19 protein-coding genes are annotated in these 18,294 nt (G+C 40.1%); 1 reads left to right on the forward strand and 18 read right to left on the reverse strand.

The window, feature by feature from the left end; translation table 11 throughout:
* Window positions 1-155: 155 nt before the first annotated feature.
* The 18 genes from rpmA to HMPREF0873_RS03195 all read right to left on the reverse strand — a co-directional run bounded on the left by rpmA (window position 156) and on the right by HMPREF0873_RS03195 (window position 16,746).
* On the reverse strand, window positions 156-440 hold the full coding sequence (gene rpmA / locus HMPREF0873_RS03110; RefSeq protein WP_004696430.1) for a 50S ribosomal protein L27: 285 nt from the start codon (window positions 438-440) through the stop codon (window positions 156-158).
* Between the two features lie 12 nt (window positions 441-452).
* Window positions 453-767 (reverse strand): ribosomal-processing cysteine protease Prp, encoded by a 315-nt coding sequence (locus HMPREF0873_RS03115; protein ID WP_008601403.1) that lies wholly within the window; start codon window positions 765-767, stop codon window positions 453-455.
* Window positions 768-769: 2 nt separating this feature from the next.
* Window positions 770-1,081: a 50S ribosomal protein L21 gene (rplU, locus tag HMPREF0873_RS03120; protein ID WP_004698652.1), complete on the reverse strand. Its 312-nt coding sequence runs from the start codon at window positions 1,079-1,081 to the stop codon at window positions 770-772.
* 201 nt (window positions 1,082-1,282) lie between these two features.
* Window positions 1,283-1,864, reverse strand: coding sequence for a manganese efflux pump MntP family protein (locus HMPREF0873_RS03125; protein WP_008601405.1), 582 nt, complete (start codon window positions 1,862-1,864; stop codon window positions 1,283-1,285).
* A gap of 28 nt (window positions 1,865-1,892) precedes the next feature.
* Window positions 1,893-3,320 (reverse strand): Rne/Rng family ribonuclease, encoded by a 1,428-nt coding sequence (locus HMPREF0873_RS03130; protein WP_008601406.1) that lies wholly within the window; start codon window positions 3,318-3,320, stop codon window positions 1,893-1,895.
* A gap of 34 nt (window positions 3,321-3,354) precedes the next feature.
* Window positions 3,355-4,050 carry a TIGR03936 family radical SAM-associated protein gene (locus HMPREF0873_RS03135; RefSeq protein WP_038125481.1) on the reverse strand — a complete coding sequence of 232 codons (696 nt, stop codon included), beginning with the start codon at window positions 4,048-4,050 and terminating at the stop codon, window positions 3,355-3,357.
* A complete protein-coding gene (locus HMPREF0873_RS03140) occupies window positions 4,022-5,905 on the reverse strand; it encodes a TIGR03960 family B12-binding radical SAM protein (RefSeq protein WP_038125484.1) in 1,884 nt (627 codons plus the stop codon). Before HMPREF0873_RS03140 ends, HMPREF0873_RS03135 begins: the two co-directional genes overlap by 29 nt.
* A gap of 55 nt (window positions 5,906-5,960) precedes the next feature.
* Window positions 5,961-7,064, reverse strand: a complete 1,104-nt coding sequence (gene rodA, locus HMPREF0873_RS03145) for a rod shape-determining protein RodA (protein WP_083788808.1) — start codon at window positions 7,062-7,064, stop codon at window positions 5,961-5,963.
* Window positions 7,065-7,072: 8 nt separating this feature from the next.
* Window positions 7,073-7,996 (reverse strand): P-loop NTPase, encoded by a 924-nt coding sequence (locus HMPREF0873_RS03150; RefSeq protein WP_008714275.1) that lies wholly within the window; start codon window positions 7,994-7,996, stop codon window positions 7,073-7,075.
* A 1-nt stretch (window position 7,997) separates the two neighbouring features.
* Window positions 7,998-9,920, reverse strand: a complete 1,923-nt coding sequence (mrdA, locus tag HMPREF0873_RS03155) for a penicillin-binding protein 2 (RefSeq protein ID WP_008714278.1) — start codon at window positions 9,918-9,920, stop codon at window positions 7,998-8,000.
* A 19-nt stretch (window positions 9,921-9,939) separates the two neighbouring features.
* Entirely contained in the window at window positions 9,940-10,434 is a 495-nt protein-coding gene (mreD, locus tag HMPREF0873_RS03160) for a rod shape-determining protein MreD (RefSeq protein ID WP_008714280.1), read from the reverse strand.
* On the reverse strand, window positions 10,431-11,348 hold the full coding sequence (gene mreC, locus HMPREF0873_RS03165; RefSeq protein ID WP_004698531.1) for a rod shape-determining protein MreC: 918 nt from the start codon (window positions 11,346-11,348) through the stop codon (window positions 10,431-10,433). Before mreC ends, mreD begins: the two co-directional genes overlap by 4 nt.
* A gap of 1 nt (window position 11,349) precedes the next feature.
* Window positions 11,350-12,387 carry a rod shape-determining protein gene (locus tag HMPREF0873_RS03170; RefSeq protein WP_004698656.1) on the reverse strand — a complete coding sequence of 346 codons (1,038 nt, stop codon included), beginning with the start codon at window positions 12,385-12,387 and terminating at the stop codon, window positions 11,350-11,352.
* 279 nt (window positions 12,388-12,666) lie between these two features.
* Window positions 12,667-13,365, reverse strand: coding sequence for a DNA repair protein RadC (gene radC, locus HMPREF0873_RS03175; protein ID WP_008714282.1), 699 nt, complete (start codon window positions 13,363-13,365; stop codon window positions 12,667-12,669).
* 182 nt (window positions 13,366-13,547) lie between these two features.
* Complete coding sequence (locus HMPREF0873_RS03180; protein ID WP_008714284.1) at window positions 13,548-14,114, reverse strand: nucleoside triphosphate pyrophosphatase; 567 nt, start codon at window positions 14,112-14,114, stop codon at window positions 13,548-13,550.
* A gap of 86 nt (window positions 14,115-14,200) precedes the next feature.
* Entirely contained in the window at window positions 14,201-14,821 is a 621-nt protein-coding gene (locus HMPREF0873_RS03185) for a hypothetical protein (protein WP_008714287.1), read from the reverse strand.
* Between the two features lie 152 nt (window positions 14,822-14,973).
* The gene (locus HMPREF0873_RS03190) at window positions 14,974-16,179 is read right to left on the reverse strand and encodes an acetate/propionate family kinase (protein WP_004698711.1); all 1,206 of its coding nucleotides are present in this window, start codon (window positions 16,177-16,179) and stop codon (window positions 14,974-14,976) included.
* A 3-nt stretch (window positions 16,180-16,182) separates the two neighbouring features.
* Complete coding sequence (locus HMPREF0873_RS03195) at window positions 16,183-16,746, reverse strand: hypothetical protein (protein WP_004696462.1); 564 nt, start codon at window positions 16,744-16,746, stop codon at window positions 16,183-16,185.
* A 186-nt stretch (window positions 16,747-16,932) separates the two neighbouring features.
* Here HMPREF0873_RS03195 and HMPREF0873_RS03200 point away from each other — a divergent pair, with 186 nt between their 5' ends.
* Window positions 16,933-18,282, forward strand: coding sequence for a nucleotidyltransferase family protein (locus tag HMPREF0873_RS03200; protein ID WP_008714289.1), 1,350 nt, complete (start codon window positions 16,933-16,935; stop codon window positions 18,280-18,282).
* The last annotated feature ends 12 nt before the right edge of the window (window positions 18,283-18,294 follow it).

Below are 18,294 nucleotides of genomic sequence, written 5' to 3' on the forward strand. Positions count from 1 at the left end.
GAAGCAACCTTTATATCATGGGAGTTTCTAATCTATATCGATTATCTATATCGAACATGACTAAAATGTATATGGTTTATTCATTCAATTACGATCACCTGTAAACAACAAAAAATCCCTAGTGGAAACCACTAGGGATTAATAGTCTTATAAAATTAAGCTTCTACAGGGTATACGCTAACTTTACGGTTATAACGACCAGCACGTTCAAATGCTACTTTACCAGGCACAAGTGCAAATAAAGTGTCATCTTTACCGATACCTACGTTAGTACCAGGGTGGAAGTGAGTACCACGTTGACGAACGATGATGTTACCGCTCTTTACGATGGAACCATCATGGCATTTAACACCAAGACGTTTAGATTCACTGTCACGACCGTTACGAGTACTGGACACACCTTTTTTATGTGCGAACAATTGCAAATCAAAAGTAAACATTAAGTTCACCTCCTATATTTCGTGAATTTGGACAAACTCTGGATATTGACGGCTAATTTCCTCCAAACCGAGAAGCATAGTCCCCAGAATATCCTGTCCACTCTGATTAATCGTACCAGAGAGAACTATATCACATTGACCTTCGCTATTCGTATACTCCCCTTCTTGTCGAGCAATTTGGGTGAGTCCTAACATTGCCGTTGCCGACAAGGCGGACACTGCGGCACATACGATATCGAAGCCATGTTCATCATATCCTGCATGACCGGACATATGACAACCAACTACTTGACCATCACTATTCCGCTGGATTCCAATAGAAACCATAATTAAGCTTGGATAGATTCAATACGAACTTTTGTGAACGGTTGACGATGGCCTTGACGACGACGGTAGTTGGATTTAGCTTTGTATTTGAATACTAAGATTTTTTTACCTTTACCATGCTCAAGAACTGTACCTGTAACTTTTGCACCGTTTACAAGAGGAGCGCCAACTTTAACGTCGCCGTCATTCACTACAGTCAAAACTTCTTCGAATGTAACGGACTCGTTAGCAGCTGCTTCCAATTTTTCGATAGTAATTACATCGCCTTCAGCAACGCGATATTGTTTACCACCAGTTTTAATAATTGCGTACATGAGAACACCTCCTTGTTATCGAACTCGCTGAATTCGGTATCCCGACCCGAACTTCGGTCGGGCGTTTAAACCTGCTTCACGCGGATTGCAAAGTTCAGTAAACCGAACTAATACTGATATAGTATATCCTATTTACACAGTCATGTCAAACAAAAATGAACAGAATCCGCTCAGTTTCTGACACTTTCATATATATAAGCCTTAAAATTCTCCAATAATCCCAAGATGTTGTAAAAGTATCTTTGTACCGATGAGGATTAATACACCGCCACCTACTATATCTGCATATTTTCCAACAAATCGGCCCATAAATTTACCTAAGTAAACACCCACTAAAGATATACCAAAGGTAATAACACCAATCATCGTAGATGCTTCCCATACATTGATAGGTAAGAATGCAAAGGTCAGTCCTACAGCCATTGCATCAAGACTAGTCGCTACGGAGAGCATCATCATTTCCCAGACACCCAAGAATTGCTTATCATCATCGTCATCTTCATCATCATCATCGCTAAGTCCCTCTCTGATCATAGCGATACCTAAATAACCAAGAAGGCCAAAGATAATCCAGTGATCCCAATCAGCAATCACATCGATAAATTGACGACCGATGAGCCAACCAATAAGAGGCATAAGAAACTGGAACAAACCAAAAAGAAATGCCAAGGTTACCTTGCGACCATTCTCACCTACAGGCATTGTCAGCCCCTTACCGATAGATACACCAAAGGCATCCATCGCTAGGCCTATACTAATTAATATAATTTCAAATATAGACACTATCCTCACCTATAAACAAACTACTTACTTATTCAGCTATAGCCATCAAGGAATACCCTTCTCGACTAATTTGTGGATTTACCACAATAGAAATCTTGCGACCTATGGACTCACCTAAATCCTCGAGAACAGCCTTTGTTAAATACTGAGCCACCTCCGGATGAACTTCGATTTCTAGATTCGTTTTAATACGTCCCGACTTAAATAACTCGCGGATACGACGCACAATCTGCATATACACGGTGCGGCCTGACAACATATAGCCCGTACCACCGCATTGAGGACATGTATCAAACATCAAGGTTTGTAAACCTTGGCGAGCTCGCTTTCGGGTCATCTCTACGAGGCCAAGCGAACTAATGCCGCATACAACAGTTTTCATTTTATCTAACTTAGCTTGTACCCCCAACAATTTTAACAATTCTTGTTGATGCTCTTTATCTTTCATATCGATAAAATCGACCACAATAATACCGCCAATATCGCGCAAACGCAATTGACGACAGATTTCTTTTGCCGCCTCTTTATTGACTGTGAAAGCTAAATCTTCCAGCTTATTAGACTTGCCAGTATAATGAGCAGAGTTCACATCAAACACGGTAAGAGCTTCAGTATGATCAATACGGATTGAACCACCAGAAGGAAGATTAATATCGCGAGAGATAAGATCTTCCAATTGAGGTTCAATGTGATTTGCTTTAAAAATCGGTGTGCTATCACGATGACGTGTTACTTTAATTTGTTGTGACGTAGGTCCATGCCCTAAGAGGTCCAGCAATCGGGATTCTCCCATATCGGAATCGACGATAATTTCCTCTACATTGCGATGCGCATAGTCCCGTACAAGGCGGAACCAGAAATCCGCGTCACTATATAAATCAGTACCGCTCTTCGCCACCTTAAAGCGCTTCAACACATGTTGCCAGGTCCGCCACAGATACTCCATATCGCGACCGATTTCATCGGCACTGGCCTTAGCTGCTGCAGTACGAATGATAAAACCGCAACCTTCTTGTACATAAGGAGTTGCCAATTCTTGTAGTTTACTGCGCATGGTTTCGTCTGTAATTTTCTTAGAAATATGCATGCCTTCAGAATATGGTAATAGTACCATATAACGACCAGCCAAACTGACGTCTGCAGTCACGCGGGCACCTTTACCGAGCATTTCTTCTTTCACTACTTGAACGAGAATTTGTTGCCCCACAGATAGGCGTGGCAAAATTTTCTGTTCCTTCCCTTGTTGAAGGTTCAAATACGCATTTTGAGAGCCCCCAATATCAACAAAGGCCGCTTGCATACCATTTAATACGTTCTTTACTGTGCCTTTGTACATATGATTTGCCATATGAGACTCATCGGTACGCTCCAAGACAAAGTCCACTAGCTGGCCTTCTTCGTCGATAACAGCCATACGAATTTCTTCACGCATAACATTGACCAAAATTTTATGCATCCTATCCCTCCCTTCTTTGTCATCTAAATTATAATTAGTAATTAATCTCTAAAGGCGTATAGCGGCCTTTTTCGTTTTCTACCATAATTGCTTTACGATGAATTTCGTAGCTAGTTGTAATAGGCCAATTATACTGTTCTTTACCAAGATTCCATACTTCGCTAGGTTTAATAGTCCCTTGCGGATAAATACCGATGCCCATTGTAAGAGTCACCATGTCATCCTTAATAGAGGCTACGACCGGTTCTTTTACAAACTCTTTTACATCAATGGTACGAGTTTTCTTAGGTGTCACCTTTTCATAAGAAATTTCCGTTGCTTCATTAAAAGGTTTAAGTAACGCATCCCAATCTGCATTTTTATCTGTCACAGGACCTGTTACCTCATAGATAGCAAAGTTACAGATGGCCATCATCTTTTTCACCTTTTCAGGCATTTCTTTACCATCTAGGACCTCAAGACCAGGAGGCGCCACACGATTTAAGCGGTCCATAATGGACTCTAAACTATCATCTTCGAGCACATCCATATCGATATATTCAGCCGCTGCGGTTACGCCTAAGGCGAGTGCAGAGGAGAAGCTAATTTTCATGTGAGGGTTAAACCCTTCAGAATACGCCATTTTAATTTCTGCTCGACGTATCATCCGCTCTACAGCTTGAGCATAATCAAGGTGTGACAGGAATCGTAATTCTTCGCCTTTATTTAAGGCCAAACGTAACTTTTTCAACTCTGCCACCCTCCTTATAGTCAATAATAGCTGTATTGAGCTCTGGACATACATTACAGCCCTTACATGGAGCTCGACGACAATCGCCTGTAAGCTTCGCTTCTACTGCTTGTTCCCACTCGCGTTTTAAGAAGGCTTTGCTTACAGTGCAATCTAAATGATCCCAAGGCAATGGCTCATCGAAATCACGGGTGCGACGTGCATAGTATGCAGGATCCAATCCGCAGTCAGAAAATGCTTTCAACCAAGTTTCATAGTTAAAAAACTCGGTCCAACCATCGAATTTACAACCTGCCTTCCAAGCCTCTACGAGAACTTTAGACAATCTGCGGTCCCCACGAGCAAAAGCGGCTTCCATGTAACCAGTATAACCATCATGGTAGTGGTAGGAAATATTACGATTATTGATGAGAGACTTTAAGTAACGTTGTTTACGATGGATTTCCTCCACATCTTGTTGACCATACCATTGATATGGAGAATGTGTTTTTGGTACGAAAAAGGATACGCTCACCGTTACAGAACCATTTCGCTTCCCTGTAATTTCACGGTGTAAATCGAGTACCTTGTAAGCAAGATCTGCAATACCAGCCAAATCTTCGTCTGTTTCTGTAGGAAGGCCCATCATAAAATATAATTTAACTGTATTCCAGCCAGATTTGAAAGCATTAGTACAGGCCGCCAATAAGTCTTCTTCACTAACGCCTTTATTGATAACGTCACGCATTCGTTGCGTACCTGCTTCAGGAGCAAAGGTAAGCCCGCTCTTGCGCACTTGCTGTACCTTTTTCGCAATATCAATAGAGAAGCTGTCGATACGCAAGGACGGTAAGCTAACACTAACTTGTTTATCTTTAAACTCTTCCATGAGCATATCTACAAGCTCAGGTAATTTGGAGTAGTCTGCAGAGCTTAAACTCATCAAGGATATTTCATTGTACCCAGTATTGGCAATCGTATCTTTAGCAATTTGCAACAAACGCTCTGGTGTCTTTTCACGGACAGGACGATATAGCATACCGGCCTGACAGAAACGACAACCACGAGTACAACCACGGAACAATTCAAGAACTGCACGGTCATGAACAATATCAAGGAATGGTACTACAGGCTTTGTTGGATAGAATACATTCTCTACATCCTCTATAATACGTTTCTCAACGGCTGCTGGTACGTCTTCAAAACGCGGCATAATCGATTTAAAATCGCCTTGTTCTGTATATTCAACATCGTATAGAGCTGGACAATAGGTACCAGGAATTTGAGCTACTTTGCACAAGAAGCCTTCTTTACCACCTGGGAAGCCTTTCGCTTTTTCTGCTTTGAATAGGTCGATAAACTCATCACCCCACTCTTCAGATTCCCCGAGGGATACGATATCAAAGAAATCTGCAATAGGCTCTACGTTATACGCACAAGGGCCTCCGCATACAAGTAGTGGGAATTTTAAATCACGATCCTTAGCATACATAGGAATGCCTGCTAAATCGAGCATATTTAAAATGTTAGTAAAGCTCATTTCATATTGAAGCGTAAATGCTAACACATCAAAATCTTTAATAGGCGTACGTGTTTCTAAGGAAAATAATGGAATATTACGTTTCCGCATTTCCTCTTCCATATCGTGCCACGGTGCAAATACGCGCTCTGCTACCGCATCTTCACGACGGTTTACGAGACCATACAAAATCTTGATGCCCAAATGACTCATGGCCACTTCGTACACATCGGGAAAACCTAAAGCCATAGTTACATCAACAGTACTGTGATCTTTCACGATACTATTGTATTCGCCGCCCGTATAACGAGCTGGCTTTTGGACATGTTGTAACCATGACGTATCTAATTGAATCATACATCCTCCGTCTTTAATGAAAGACTTCTTTCACAATCAATCCTATGAAAGGATATTAAAATATATATTTTGTCCGCTGTCTAGCGATATTTATTAAAATACCAATGCTCAGCATATTAGTTGTTAGCGCACTAACGCCATAGCTAAGGAATGGCAACGGAATCCCCGTTACAGGCATGATACCAATCGTCATGCCTACGTTTACGAGCACCTCGAAGGCAAACATCGTACCGATACCCGTTGCTAATAACATACCAAAATTATCATTGCAGGTATATGCTATTTGAATACTGCGATAAATAAGCATAAACAATAATAGCAATACTACAATGCATCCCACAAAACCAAATTCTTCGCCAATTACAGAGAAGATAAAGTCCGTATGATTTTCTGGTAAAAAGTTCAACTGACTTTGAGTGCCATTAAAGATTCCTTTACCAAAAATCATACCCGACCCGATAGCAATCTTAGACTGAATGATATGATAGCCAGAACCAAAAGGATCAATATCTGGATTTAAAAATACTAGAATACGTTGTTTTTGATATTCTTTTAGCACAAACCAGCCCAAAGGCATCAAGAATAAAGTCACACTCGCAATGATTTTTATAAGCTTTGTTTTGATACCAGATATAAAGAGCATCCCTACAAATATAGCAATATATACGAGGGATGTCCCCAAGTCAGGTTGTAAGAATACGAGAAGGATAGGAATCCCTACATATAACACTGGCATCAATAGGGATTTAAAGGTATCTAACTTGCCAATGCGCGGTTCTAGCATTTTAGCCATACAGATAATCATCAGTAGTTTAGAAAACTCTGAAGGCTGAATAGTTATTGGCCCCAATTGAATCCAACGCTGTGCACCTAGTGCGGAGGTACCAACTACCATGACTGCGATTAACATAAGCATGGTAATCACATAAATCATATTTCCCCACCCTTTAATACGATGGTAATCTAGAAATTGCATACCTATAACGACAGCTATATTTGCTAAAAAGAATACGAGTTGTTTTATCACTAGACTACCAAAACCGATAGCCTCGTGATTCACATGGGTAGCACTACCAATAGCTGTAAGACCAATTCCGACAAGTAATATAGTACATATGATGATAGTCCAATCACTATCTGTCCATATTTTACGCCACATCATATCACCTATTTCAACTTGCTACGGCGCCACAAGCTTTGTTTACCTTGCACCAACAAGCGCTGCGTGGTCCAACCACCACGATTAATGTAATGAACATTGTTAGAATCCTCAAAAATAGACTCACCTACTGTCGCAAGACTTGGTATGTTATCTTGCTCCTTAGATGCTTTTTTCTTAGTTACATAAGCATCAAAGTGCTTTTGTACATCGTAGTCTTCCCAACAATCACCGGTCGTTACATAATCTACAAGAGGTGCTAACACAGCTTTTAGTTCACTAGAAACAAATTCTAACAAACGACCATCTTGTGTATAGGTCAGAACATCCTCATCATAAGGGATTATAGCCCCTACATATTCAGCGCGAAGAACATCTAACATATCATATAAATTGATATCCTCTCCGTCGATAGGTACCGCGTTAAAAGCAATGGCATAATCACGAATATTATGCTCCTGACATACTTGAATCATGCGTGCCCCATTACGTAAGGACACCCATAATGGATGTGTCACTACGATACAGCGATTTACTAATTCTAAAATAGCCTCTATGCCCTTGCCGATACCAGCAGGAGCATCGATTAAAATATAATCATATTCCTCACAGAGGCGACGGACTAATTTTTTATATTTCTTACGACCTATATCTTCCCAACGAGCACTTTGGCTAGCTGGTAGAAAATCTAAGTTTTCAGCAATTGATACGATAGCATCATCCATATAGTCTTTATCTTTGCTCGCATCTAGTGCGTCGTAAATAATTTCATTTGCCACACCTAACACAAGGTCTAAATCGCGCAATCCAAAATCTCCATCACAGAGCAATACGTGATGCCCTGCATTGCTTAAGGCTGAACCCAAGCAAGCGGTAATCGTAGTCTTACCTACGCCCCCCTTACCGGATACAACGCCGATTATCTCGCCCATACTAATCCTTTCTTGGTTGTCCACTAGTTACCGCATTCTGAGGTTTTTGCCCTTTATTAATACTTGTCCCCGTAGCAGTTTCCTTATTGCTCTTACTATTTGTATCATTAGATTTCTTATTCACTGGTACATTGAAGTACGCAGCCAATATATCTCGTACGATAGGCCCTGCAGAGCCCGCACCAAAGCTACCTTGCTCAACAAGTGCAACCACTACAATTTGTGGCTTATCATATGGTGCATAGGCTACAAACCAGCCGTGATCTCTGCCATGTGCATTCTCTGAAGTACCTGTTTTACCAGCTACATCAATAGGGAATCCTTTAAACAACTCCCCTGCTGTACCACCTTCATTAGTAACATCACGCAAGCCTTCGCGAACAAGATCCATAATATTTTTTGGTACAGGTAAGATACCGAGCTTGTCTGGGCCAAAGATTTCTTTTGGCGTGCCATCCTTATTATCAATACGGCTCACTACATATGGGCGGTATTTAATGCCACCATTTGCTACTTCACTGAGCATAACAGCCATTTGTAATGGTGTCACCAAAGTAAAAGACTGACCTATGGCCGCATCAAAGGTTTCACCTAAATACCAATCTTCATCATACACTTTGCGTTTATAAGCAGGACTTGCCATATTACCAGAGGCCTCACCAACAAGATTGATGCCTGTCTTTTCGCCAATACCAAAGTAGCCAGCATATTTTACAAGTCCTTCTATGCCAACGCGATTGCCCATTTCATAGAAGTAAACATTATCTGATTTTGCAAGAGCTTTATTAAAGTTAAGCCACCCTAATGCTTCACCTTCTGCATTTCGTTTATCGATAAGCCAATGTTTACCACTATCAAAAATCATTTCTTCAGGGGTAACCTTTTTCAGGTCTAAAGCCGCCGTACCTGTAATAATCTTGAACGGAGAACCTGGTGGATATTCACCAGAAATAACCTTATTATCAAATGGATGATTCTTATCGTTATTCAATTGATTCCACTGTGCCGTTGTAATCCCTTTCGCAAACCAGTTAGGATTAAACTCAGGGGCGCTGACCATGGCCAAAATGGCACCCGTATTTGGATCCATTGCTACTACAGCAGCTCCTTGAGCTGGAATGCCTTGGGCACGCAACTGTTCTAATTGGTTCTTAACAGCTTCTTCAGCAGCCTTTTGTAGATTTGCATCTATTGTCAAATGGATATTAGATCCAGGCACTGTATGCTTTCTATCTACCTCCGCAACCGGTCGGCCTGTAGCATCAACCTCTACCTGTTTACCACCATCAGTACCACGCAAGATGGAATCATATAGTTTTTCAAGACCAGAACGGCCTAAAATAGTACCACCACTAATAAGGGTATTTGGATCTTGCTGTTTTAGCTCTTCTAATTCTTCTTCGCTCACTTCACCCACATAACCAAAGAGCTGAGAAGCCATCGTTTCATATGGATAATAGCGAAGTGGTTCTACATCTATGGTAACACCTGGTAATTCATGACGATGCTCTTCGATGCTTGTAACTACATCCATAGAAATATCATTAGCAATACGAATTGGCTCATAACCATATTTATGATCATTTACCTTTTTTGTAATATCTTCTGGTTTAATTTTCAGCAAAGTTGCCAACTTAGCAACTTCACCTTCGTCTAGAGCCTTCCCCGTAGGCAAAATGGAGATAGTGTATGCCGGTCTAGAACCTACTAAGATCTGACCATTTCGATCGTACATAATACCACGAGCAGCTGTCATGGATACCATGCGCAAACGGTTGCCTTCTGCCTTAGCTTGGTAATAACCACCAGACAAGATTTGCAACGACATCAGGCGTAATGCCAAGACTATAAATATGCCGGCTACAATGTAAAAGAGTACATCAAAGCGATTCGTTTTTCTTCGTTTATAGAGGCCTTCAAGCACTCTTTCACCCCCTTAATCCTTACCAAATATAACCTTGTTGTTCATCATCTTTACGCCATAACAAACCATGCACAATAGCGCCTAACAAGCCATTCCAGAACATCACGGGTAATACCATATGCCACAAGTATAGTCCAAAGTGCAAATCGCCACCACTAGCTAATATCATAAAGCTACGAATAACGCCATCTAGTAGCGTACAAATAGCTACTATACCGCTAGACCAATACCAGCGTTCTTCATAGATACGATGCTTTACGGCAGATAGTAGGTATACCACAATTACGTAAGGGAATAGATGGAGCCCAAAAAAGTTAGATATCAATACATCATGTACGATACCCCCAACAACAGCGGATATCAGCCCCATACGACGACCTTTAAATAAAGTAATCATAACAATTATCGTCAAAATTAAGTTTGGTAACCAATTTGTATGAAAAATAGTAGGCAATAATTGCGCTTGTATAAAATATATTAAAAATCCAGAGAGAACTAAAGCTAGACGCATCATTGTTTAACGGCCCCCTTTGCACCCTCTACTTGATCTCGTTGTGTTTGAGGCACAAGTTTAGGTTCAAGTTCTGGTTTTTGTGGTGCACTTAGAGAAGACGAGGTAAGCACAAAAACTTCTTCTAAACGATGAAAATCTACACTCGGTGTGACTACCGCATTTTTAACAAATCCTTCCGAATCATTTTCGATAGATTGCACGTTGCCAACAGGTAGACCTTTCGGATAAATGCCTCCATATCCAGAGGTAATCAACTTATCACCTACCAATACATCACCATCGCGAGCAATATTTACCATAGATGGTGTACGAGGTGTATTGCCATTACCTTTTACAACGCCAGACAAACGAGATTCAGGTCGTTGTACAAGGATACCTATTGCGCTACGCGGATCAAGAATGGTTTGAACGCGAGCAGAATGCGGATATACATCTGTAATAAAACCAACGACACCACTAGGTACAACAACAGCCATATTAACTGCCATACCTTCTTCACTCCCTTTATCAATGGTGAAAGTATTTGTCCAAGTACCGTAATCCTTTGTAATGATACCTGCTAGGGTCATGGAGAATTCTGGATGGCTACTCTTATAGTTTAAAAGCTGACGAAGGCGAATATTCTCTGCTACTACTTCATCGTAGTTAACTACCTTTTGTTCCAATGTAGCTTTACGAGATGCTTCCTCTTCACGTTCGATAGTAGAGAAAATAGCATTATTAAGTACTGTAAAGCTAGTTTGGACGCCCTCTAATAAACGAGCTGACCCATAAGAGAAAGGCGTTGTAATTCCTTCAAGGGTAACCGTAACAAAGGGAATACTAGTCCGTTGCTTCCACGCAAAGCCGAGCAATGCCATTAGGATACAACCAATGACAACGATGATAATTAACTTTTTATCTGACTGTATCATGCTAGTCTCGGCCCTTTCTATTCTTAGAATTTACAATAAAACGCGATAAGCTCACCAAATCAGATGAGGCCCCATTAAGGCCTACCACAACTTTTGTTTCAGGTGCTTCAGGAACGTGAACAGGTACACCTACTTCAGTACCAATCCGATCCGCTAAGCCAGATAGTCTTGCCGTACCGCCAGTAAGCCATATGCCATGTTGCATAATATCAGCCACGATTTCTGGTGCCGTAGCACGAATCATTTGCTTAACCTCATCCAAGAGTCCTATCAAACATTCATTTACAACTTGGTACACTTCAGATTGATGAATCACACAACGTCTACCTAAGCCGTTCATCATATCGCGCCCCTGAAAGGCATACTCTGCATCCTCTAAAGGAGCGATAGCTGTACCTAATGTATGCTTAATATCTAATATGGTCTCATCAGATACGATAACGCCAAAACACTCACGCACATAGCGCAATAAGGCATTATTAATATCAGAACCACCAAAACGAATTGTTTTGCTATCTACGATACCACCTAAAGAAACAATCCCCATATCAATAGTGCCACCACCGATGTCAATAACCATAGATCCTTGCGCTTCAAAAATAGGCACACCACAACCAATAGCAGCTGCCACAGGTCGTTCAATGAGGAATACCTCTCGAGCACCAGCTTGAATAACAGCATCCATCATAGCTCGTTGCTCAACATCGGTCATGCCACAAGGAACCCCTACGACAACGCGGGCTCGACGCAACGCATTAGACACCTTATTAAGAAAGTAGCTAAGCATAGTATGCATAACACGATAGTCAACGATAAATCCATCCTTTAAAGGCGTTAACGGACGCCACATATCGGGCATGCGCAATACGAGGCGCGCCGCTTCATCACCAACGGCTACTACTTTTTCTTGTTTTGTATCAGTTGCTATAATCGATGGTTCGCTTATAACAGTCCCTCGCGTCCCCCCCATGAGGCGCGTTTGTATGGAACCAATATCTATACTTACATCTTTTCCTAGAGTAGGTAAAATGGAACTCATAGTAATTTCTCCTTCATTACATCATCATTCCATTTTACCATATATAACGCGACTTTTTCCATTGATATCAGTACCTTTCCTTTTGTTAAAAGCACAGATAACGCATAATCCCTGTACTCATAAGTCATACATAAAAATTACATAACTTCATACATATAATCTCATACACAATAAGGAAAAGCACTCATTTATAGGAACTTACCCATGCGTCAAAATTAGGTATAGTTCAAAATGAGTGCTTTTAATAATCTTACTTGGCTTTGTTCAGTTTATTTAGGCTCAGCTCAATTTACCAATTTCGCTGAGGCTCGTAAATTCATTATCCCCTATAACAATATGATCAAGTACAGGAATCCCCATAAATTGACCAGCACTAACAAACATTTTCGTTAGCCGTATATCTTCATCACTTGGTCTACTATCACCTGACGGGTGGTTATGGATTAGAATAATAGCCGCCGCATTGCATGCTATAGCTTTTTTAAATACTGCTCTTTGCTCTACAAGGCTTGATACTAATCCACCATTAGAGATATGTTCCAACTGAATAAGCTTATTTCGAGATGTTAGCATGGCAGCCCACACATGTTCCACATCTTCGTGACGCAGTCGCTCCATCACATATTGAGCTATTACAAAAGGTTGCGAAAAATCTTCATAAGTCTCTTTAATCTTTAACTCCCCTAATCGCCTACCCATTTCAAGTGCTGCACATAGCGTCACTGCTTTATCTCTACCAATACCCTTGATTTTGATCAGATTATCTACGGTCATTCGGTTAAGACCATAAACACCATCATCAAAGGATTGTACAATATCACTTGCCAAAGAAATCGCAGATTGCCCCTTTACCCCTGTACGTAATAAAATAGCCAACAACTCCTCCATCGCCATATGTGATGGACCTAAGGCGAGAAATTTTTCTCGAGGTCGCTGGAATGGTAACATATCTTTTACACTTACTGTTGGTACTTCCATAGAATCTCTCCATTCAAATAGATAACACCATTTGTAAATCAAGCAACAAACACATCTACTCTCTTAAAATTTATTTAGCACAGCACAGCACAGCACAGCACAGCACAGCACAGCACAGCACAGCACAGCACAGCACAGCACAGCACAGCCAATTATAACACGATTCATCTGATGCGCTAGTGTTATTTAGCCCCTAACGCCTTGCAAAGTTCATCGTATACATGTTCAACTGGTAACCCTACCACATTAGTATAAGAACCCTCTATTTTATCTACCCATAGTGCGCCTTTTCCTTGGATGCCATAAGCTCCAGCCTTATCCATCGGTTCCCCACTAGCAATATAAGACTCGATTTCAAAGGGTGCTAATTGTTTAAAATATACTTTTGTTTCATTGTGAAAAACTATCTCCTCCCCTTTGATGAGTAACGCGACTCCAGTGATTACAGAATGTGCTCTACCCGATAAATGCTCCAACATATGGCGTGCATCGGATTCATCATGTGGCTTTCCTAATACTTTATTATCAAGGACAACAATAGTATCTGCGCCTAACACAATACTTCCGTCTGGAACACCTACAGCACAACGAGCCTTACCTAATGCTTGGGCTTTCACCATTTCAATAGGGTTGTCGTAACCCTCATTAGATTCCTCATAAGTACTGGATACAACAGTATGATCAATCCCAACCTGTGTTAATAATTCAGTTCTACGTGGTGATTGACTCGCCAAATATAATCCAGCCATATACGCTCCTTCGTATTAAAAAACTTGTACATAAAATTCTTGGTATAACTAAACTATCCTGCCTATCCCCCAGAACTTACCATCCCTTACATAGTTGTTCCTTTATCTTCTTCTGAAGAAATTAATCTTTCATAATATTCTTGTACATCTTCCCCATGTTTTACCGCATCAGCTCGCACCGCTGCATAAAATACAATATCCGCTTGAGGCACACGAATACGGCCAGGCACATGCTCTTCTAATATTTCAAAGAATCTATCGTCGGCTTTCAACAGCAAACGACCATTTTTAACTTTATTTCCATCTACAATAGAATACACAAGAGACCAAATCGGGCGCGGGTCAGAGGTAGAACATTTTCTATATTTATAGCGGTATTTAATATTTGTCAACAACTCACGTTCAAACTTGAACACCCCATCAATCATGTTATAATCTACTTCAAAATGGCGATTTCTAAAGATAGAGTGCTCTTCAATCACAAGCTTTGTATCTGTCAAAATATATGTATATCGACTAACAGCCTGTTTAACCATAACAATGATGGCCATGATTTCAATAAAATACTCAGCTAATAAAACCGTATGTAATTGAATACTGCGATACGTTGTATAAGCTGCTGCACACAACAATAAAATCACAAAAAATACTACCAATAACTCTGCACTTCTGGTGCGCTGAGATTTTTCTTTATATAATACTGTCATGCTTTACCCCTTTTAAAGAAATCACTAATTAATAACTATACATCCTATTATAAGATATTCTATGCATAAAAACTACAAAAACCCCGTCCATATCCGAGATATAGACGGGGTTTTATGACTCTATTAGTCACTCAGTTCAGATGCGAACTATATTATTTTTTCAACGCTGCAGTAATACGTTGAGTATCACGAGCAATCATGATTTCTTCGTTTGTAGGAATTACGAAGATTTTAACCTTAGAGCCTTCAACACTGATTTCTTGTTCTTTACCACGAACATTATTGCGTTCAGAATCAATACGAGTACCTAAGTATTCCAAACCGTTACAGATTGCATCACGGTTACCAATACCGTTTTCACCAATACCAGCAGTAAAGATGATAGCATCTACACCGCCCATAACAGCAGCAAAGGCACCGATTACACGGCGAACTTTGTAATGGAACATATTCAATGCCAATTGTGCGCGTTTATTGCCGTTAGCAGCAGCTTCTTCAATCACACGGAAGTCATTGGATACACCAGAAATCCCTAATACACCGGATTCTTTATTCATAACTCTATCGATTTCTTCATAGGTCATACCTGTTTTTTCCATCAAGAATGGAACGATAGCAGGGTCAATATCACCTGTACGCGTACCCATGATCAAACCGGACAATGGAGTAAAGCCCATTGTAGTATCGATGGAGCGACCACCTTTAATAGCAGCCACAGAGGAACCATTACCCAAGTGGCATGTGATAATACGAAGATCAGTCATATGTTTACCCATTAATTCTGCACAACGTTGCGCTACATATTTATGGGATGTACCATGGAAGCCGTAACGACGAATACCATAATCTTCATAATAAGAGTAAGGAAGCGCATACATATATGCTTCTTTTGGCATAGTTTGATGGAATGCAGTATCAAATACAGCAACTTGAGGTACATTTGGCATAATAGCTTCACAAGCTTCAATACCTTGAATGTTTGGTGGGTTATGCAATGGTGCAAGAGAAGCACATTCTTCCAATGCTTCCATAACTGCTGGAGTAATCAATACGGAATCAGCAAATTTTTCACCGCCGTGTACTACACGGTGACCTACAGCATCGATTTCATCCATGGAAGAAATAACACCAAATTCAGCATCAACTAAAATATCTAGCAAAATGCGAAGCGCTTCTTTATGGTTCAAAATTGGTTCAATGCGTTCTAATTTATCTGCATTAGGACGTTTGTGAGTGAAGATAGCATCTTGATCACCAATCTTTTCAAAAAGACCTTTTGCCAATTCTGTTTCAGTTGTCATATCAAGTAATTGATATTTCAAAGAAGAACTACCGCAGTTAACTACTAATACGTTCATCGATTAACCCTCTTTCTGTTGTGTAACTTGAATCTTGTTTTGAATTTCTTTGCTGATATCAGCACCTACCTGATCCTTTTCAGGATATTGGTAGACTATATTCCACAATACGCCATGATCTAAGAATACGTATTGAGAAATTCTAAATATTTGTCCTTGCGATGTAACAGTAACATCAAGCTTTTTAGCAGATGCACCTTCTAATGCTACGGACTCTTCTTTGATGGTCGCGCCTACTTTAGCAAATTCAGACTTACTGTGATTAATATACTCATCTACCGTAGGTAACGGTTTATTTTCACCAGGCCGTAAAGCCTCAACCTCAATTACCATATGTTCTGTAACAGATCCATAAATATCGATTGGATACCCCTTATCAGACATATTTTTTGTACTTTTACCCATTTCATAAGGCAAAGCAATGGTAATTTCAGATTGACCAGCACGGATAACTTGATGGCCAAAACTATATGTATCCATTACATTTGTAGAGCCACATCCCGCCATTGCTAGCAGCACAGCACCGAGCAGAGCCCCTTGTAATGTACGTTTCCAATTTTGTTTCATCATATACCTCACATCAATTCAGCATTTACAGTTAATTATAGCCTATAGTGTCAAGAAAATCTATACTAAACTTAATATTTGCACATAACATCATTTCTATAACCAGACCTTTTATATGGATATCATGAAATGTTATTTACAGCATTTCTTCGCTTTGTTACACTAACAATAATGAAAGGAGTCACTATGAAAACAATCGGTATCATCTGTGAATATAATCCATTTCACAATGGACATGCGCATCAATTACATACCTTAGCACAAGAGCATCCTGAAGCGCTGCGCATTTGTATCATGAGTGGTTCCTTTGTACAACGAGGAGAACCTGCTATTTTTTCTAAATTTGACCGTGCTCGTTGGGCTATTCTCGGTGGTGCAGACATCGTTATCGAGCTACCTACACTCTATTCTTTGGGTAGTGCACAACTGTTTGGAACAGGTGCTATTCGCATGGTAAAAGCTTTACATATCGATGCACTCTCCTTTGGTTCTGAAACGGCTGATCTAGATACACTCGTTGATATAACTAAACGTATGGATTGTGAAAGTACTCAAACAGTATTACGGACCTATATTAACGAAGGTATGTCCTATGGCTCTGCCTTCCGTAAAGCCCTTAATACAGAGATGCTCAACACCCCTAATGCACTGTTAGGACTTGAATATATTCGGGCAGGACTTACCTATTATCCTTCCTTAAAATATATACCAATCTTACGCACATCAGATCATCACGACGCGAATATTACAAAAGATTTTCCTTCTGGTACAGCATTGCGTAAACTTATAACAAATATGGCTACAGGTAGTAACAATTGTAATAAAAATAGTATCTACACTTCTACAGATATAGATACAACGACCAGTGCAAGTACAAATACAAATACAAATACAAATACAACTTCAAATTCAAATTCAAATTCAACTGCAACTACATTAACAAAATTAAATACACTAAATAGTAAAATAGAGTTACAACTTCAGTCAATCATTCCTAAGACTATTGCAGACGATATGACTAATATAATTTCTAATGGTGCTTATGTAAACTATAACCGCTACTATGATATAATCCATTCCTTAAGTCGTCGTACATCAACAACCAAGCTGGAAAGCTTTGGGGAGTTCAACGAAGGTATTGAACACTTATGGTCTAAAGCAGCTCAACAACCTACGTGGAACTTGGCTATGGAGCATATAAAATCAAAGCGCTATACCTATGCACGTTTACAACGGATGGGGGCCTATCTCGCTCTAGGAATCCAAAAAGATGTATTGCAAAATGCTATGCAAGAAGGTCCACAATATGCTCGTTTACTTGCCTTCAACGATAGAGGTCGTCAATGGCTTCGAAATGATTTTGAAATACCACTTATTCAAAAATGGGCCAAAGCACCTAATGAATTAAATACGTTGGGACAAACGATGCATCAAATTGATACATTAGCTACAGATATACAGGCCTTATGCTTACATAATGAAGTTAAACGAATGGGTCATATGGACTACACCTATACGCCACAATACATAAAATAAGCAGAACTACGA

It is taken from the genome of Veillonella sp. 3_1_44, assembly GCF_000163715.1.
Taxonomy (GTDB): domain Bacteria; phylum Bacillota; class Negativicutes; order Veillonellales; family Veillonellaceae; genus Veillonella; species Veillonella parvula_A.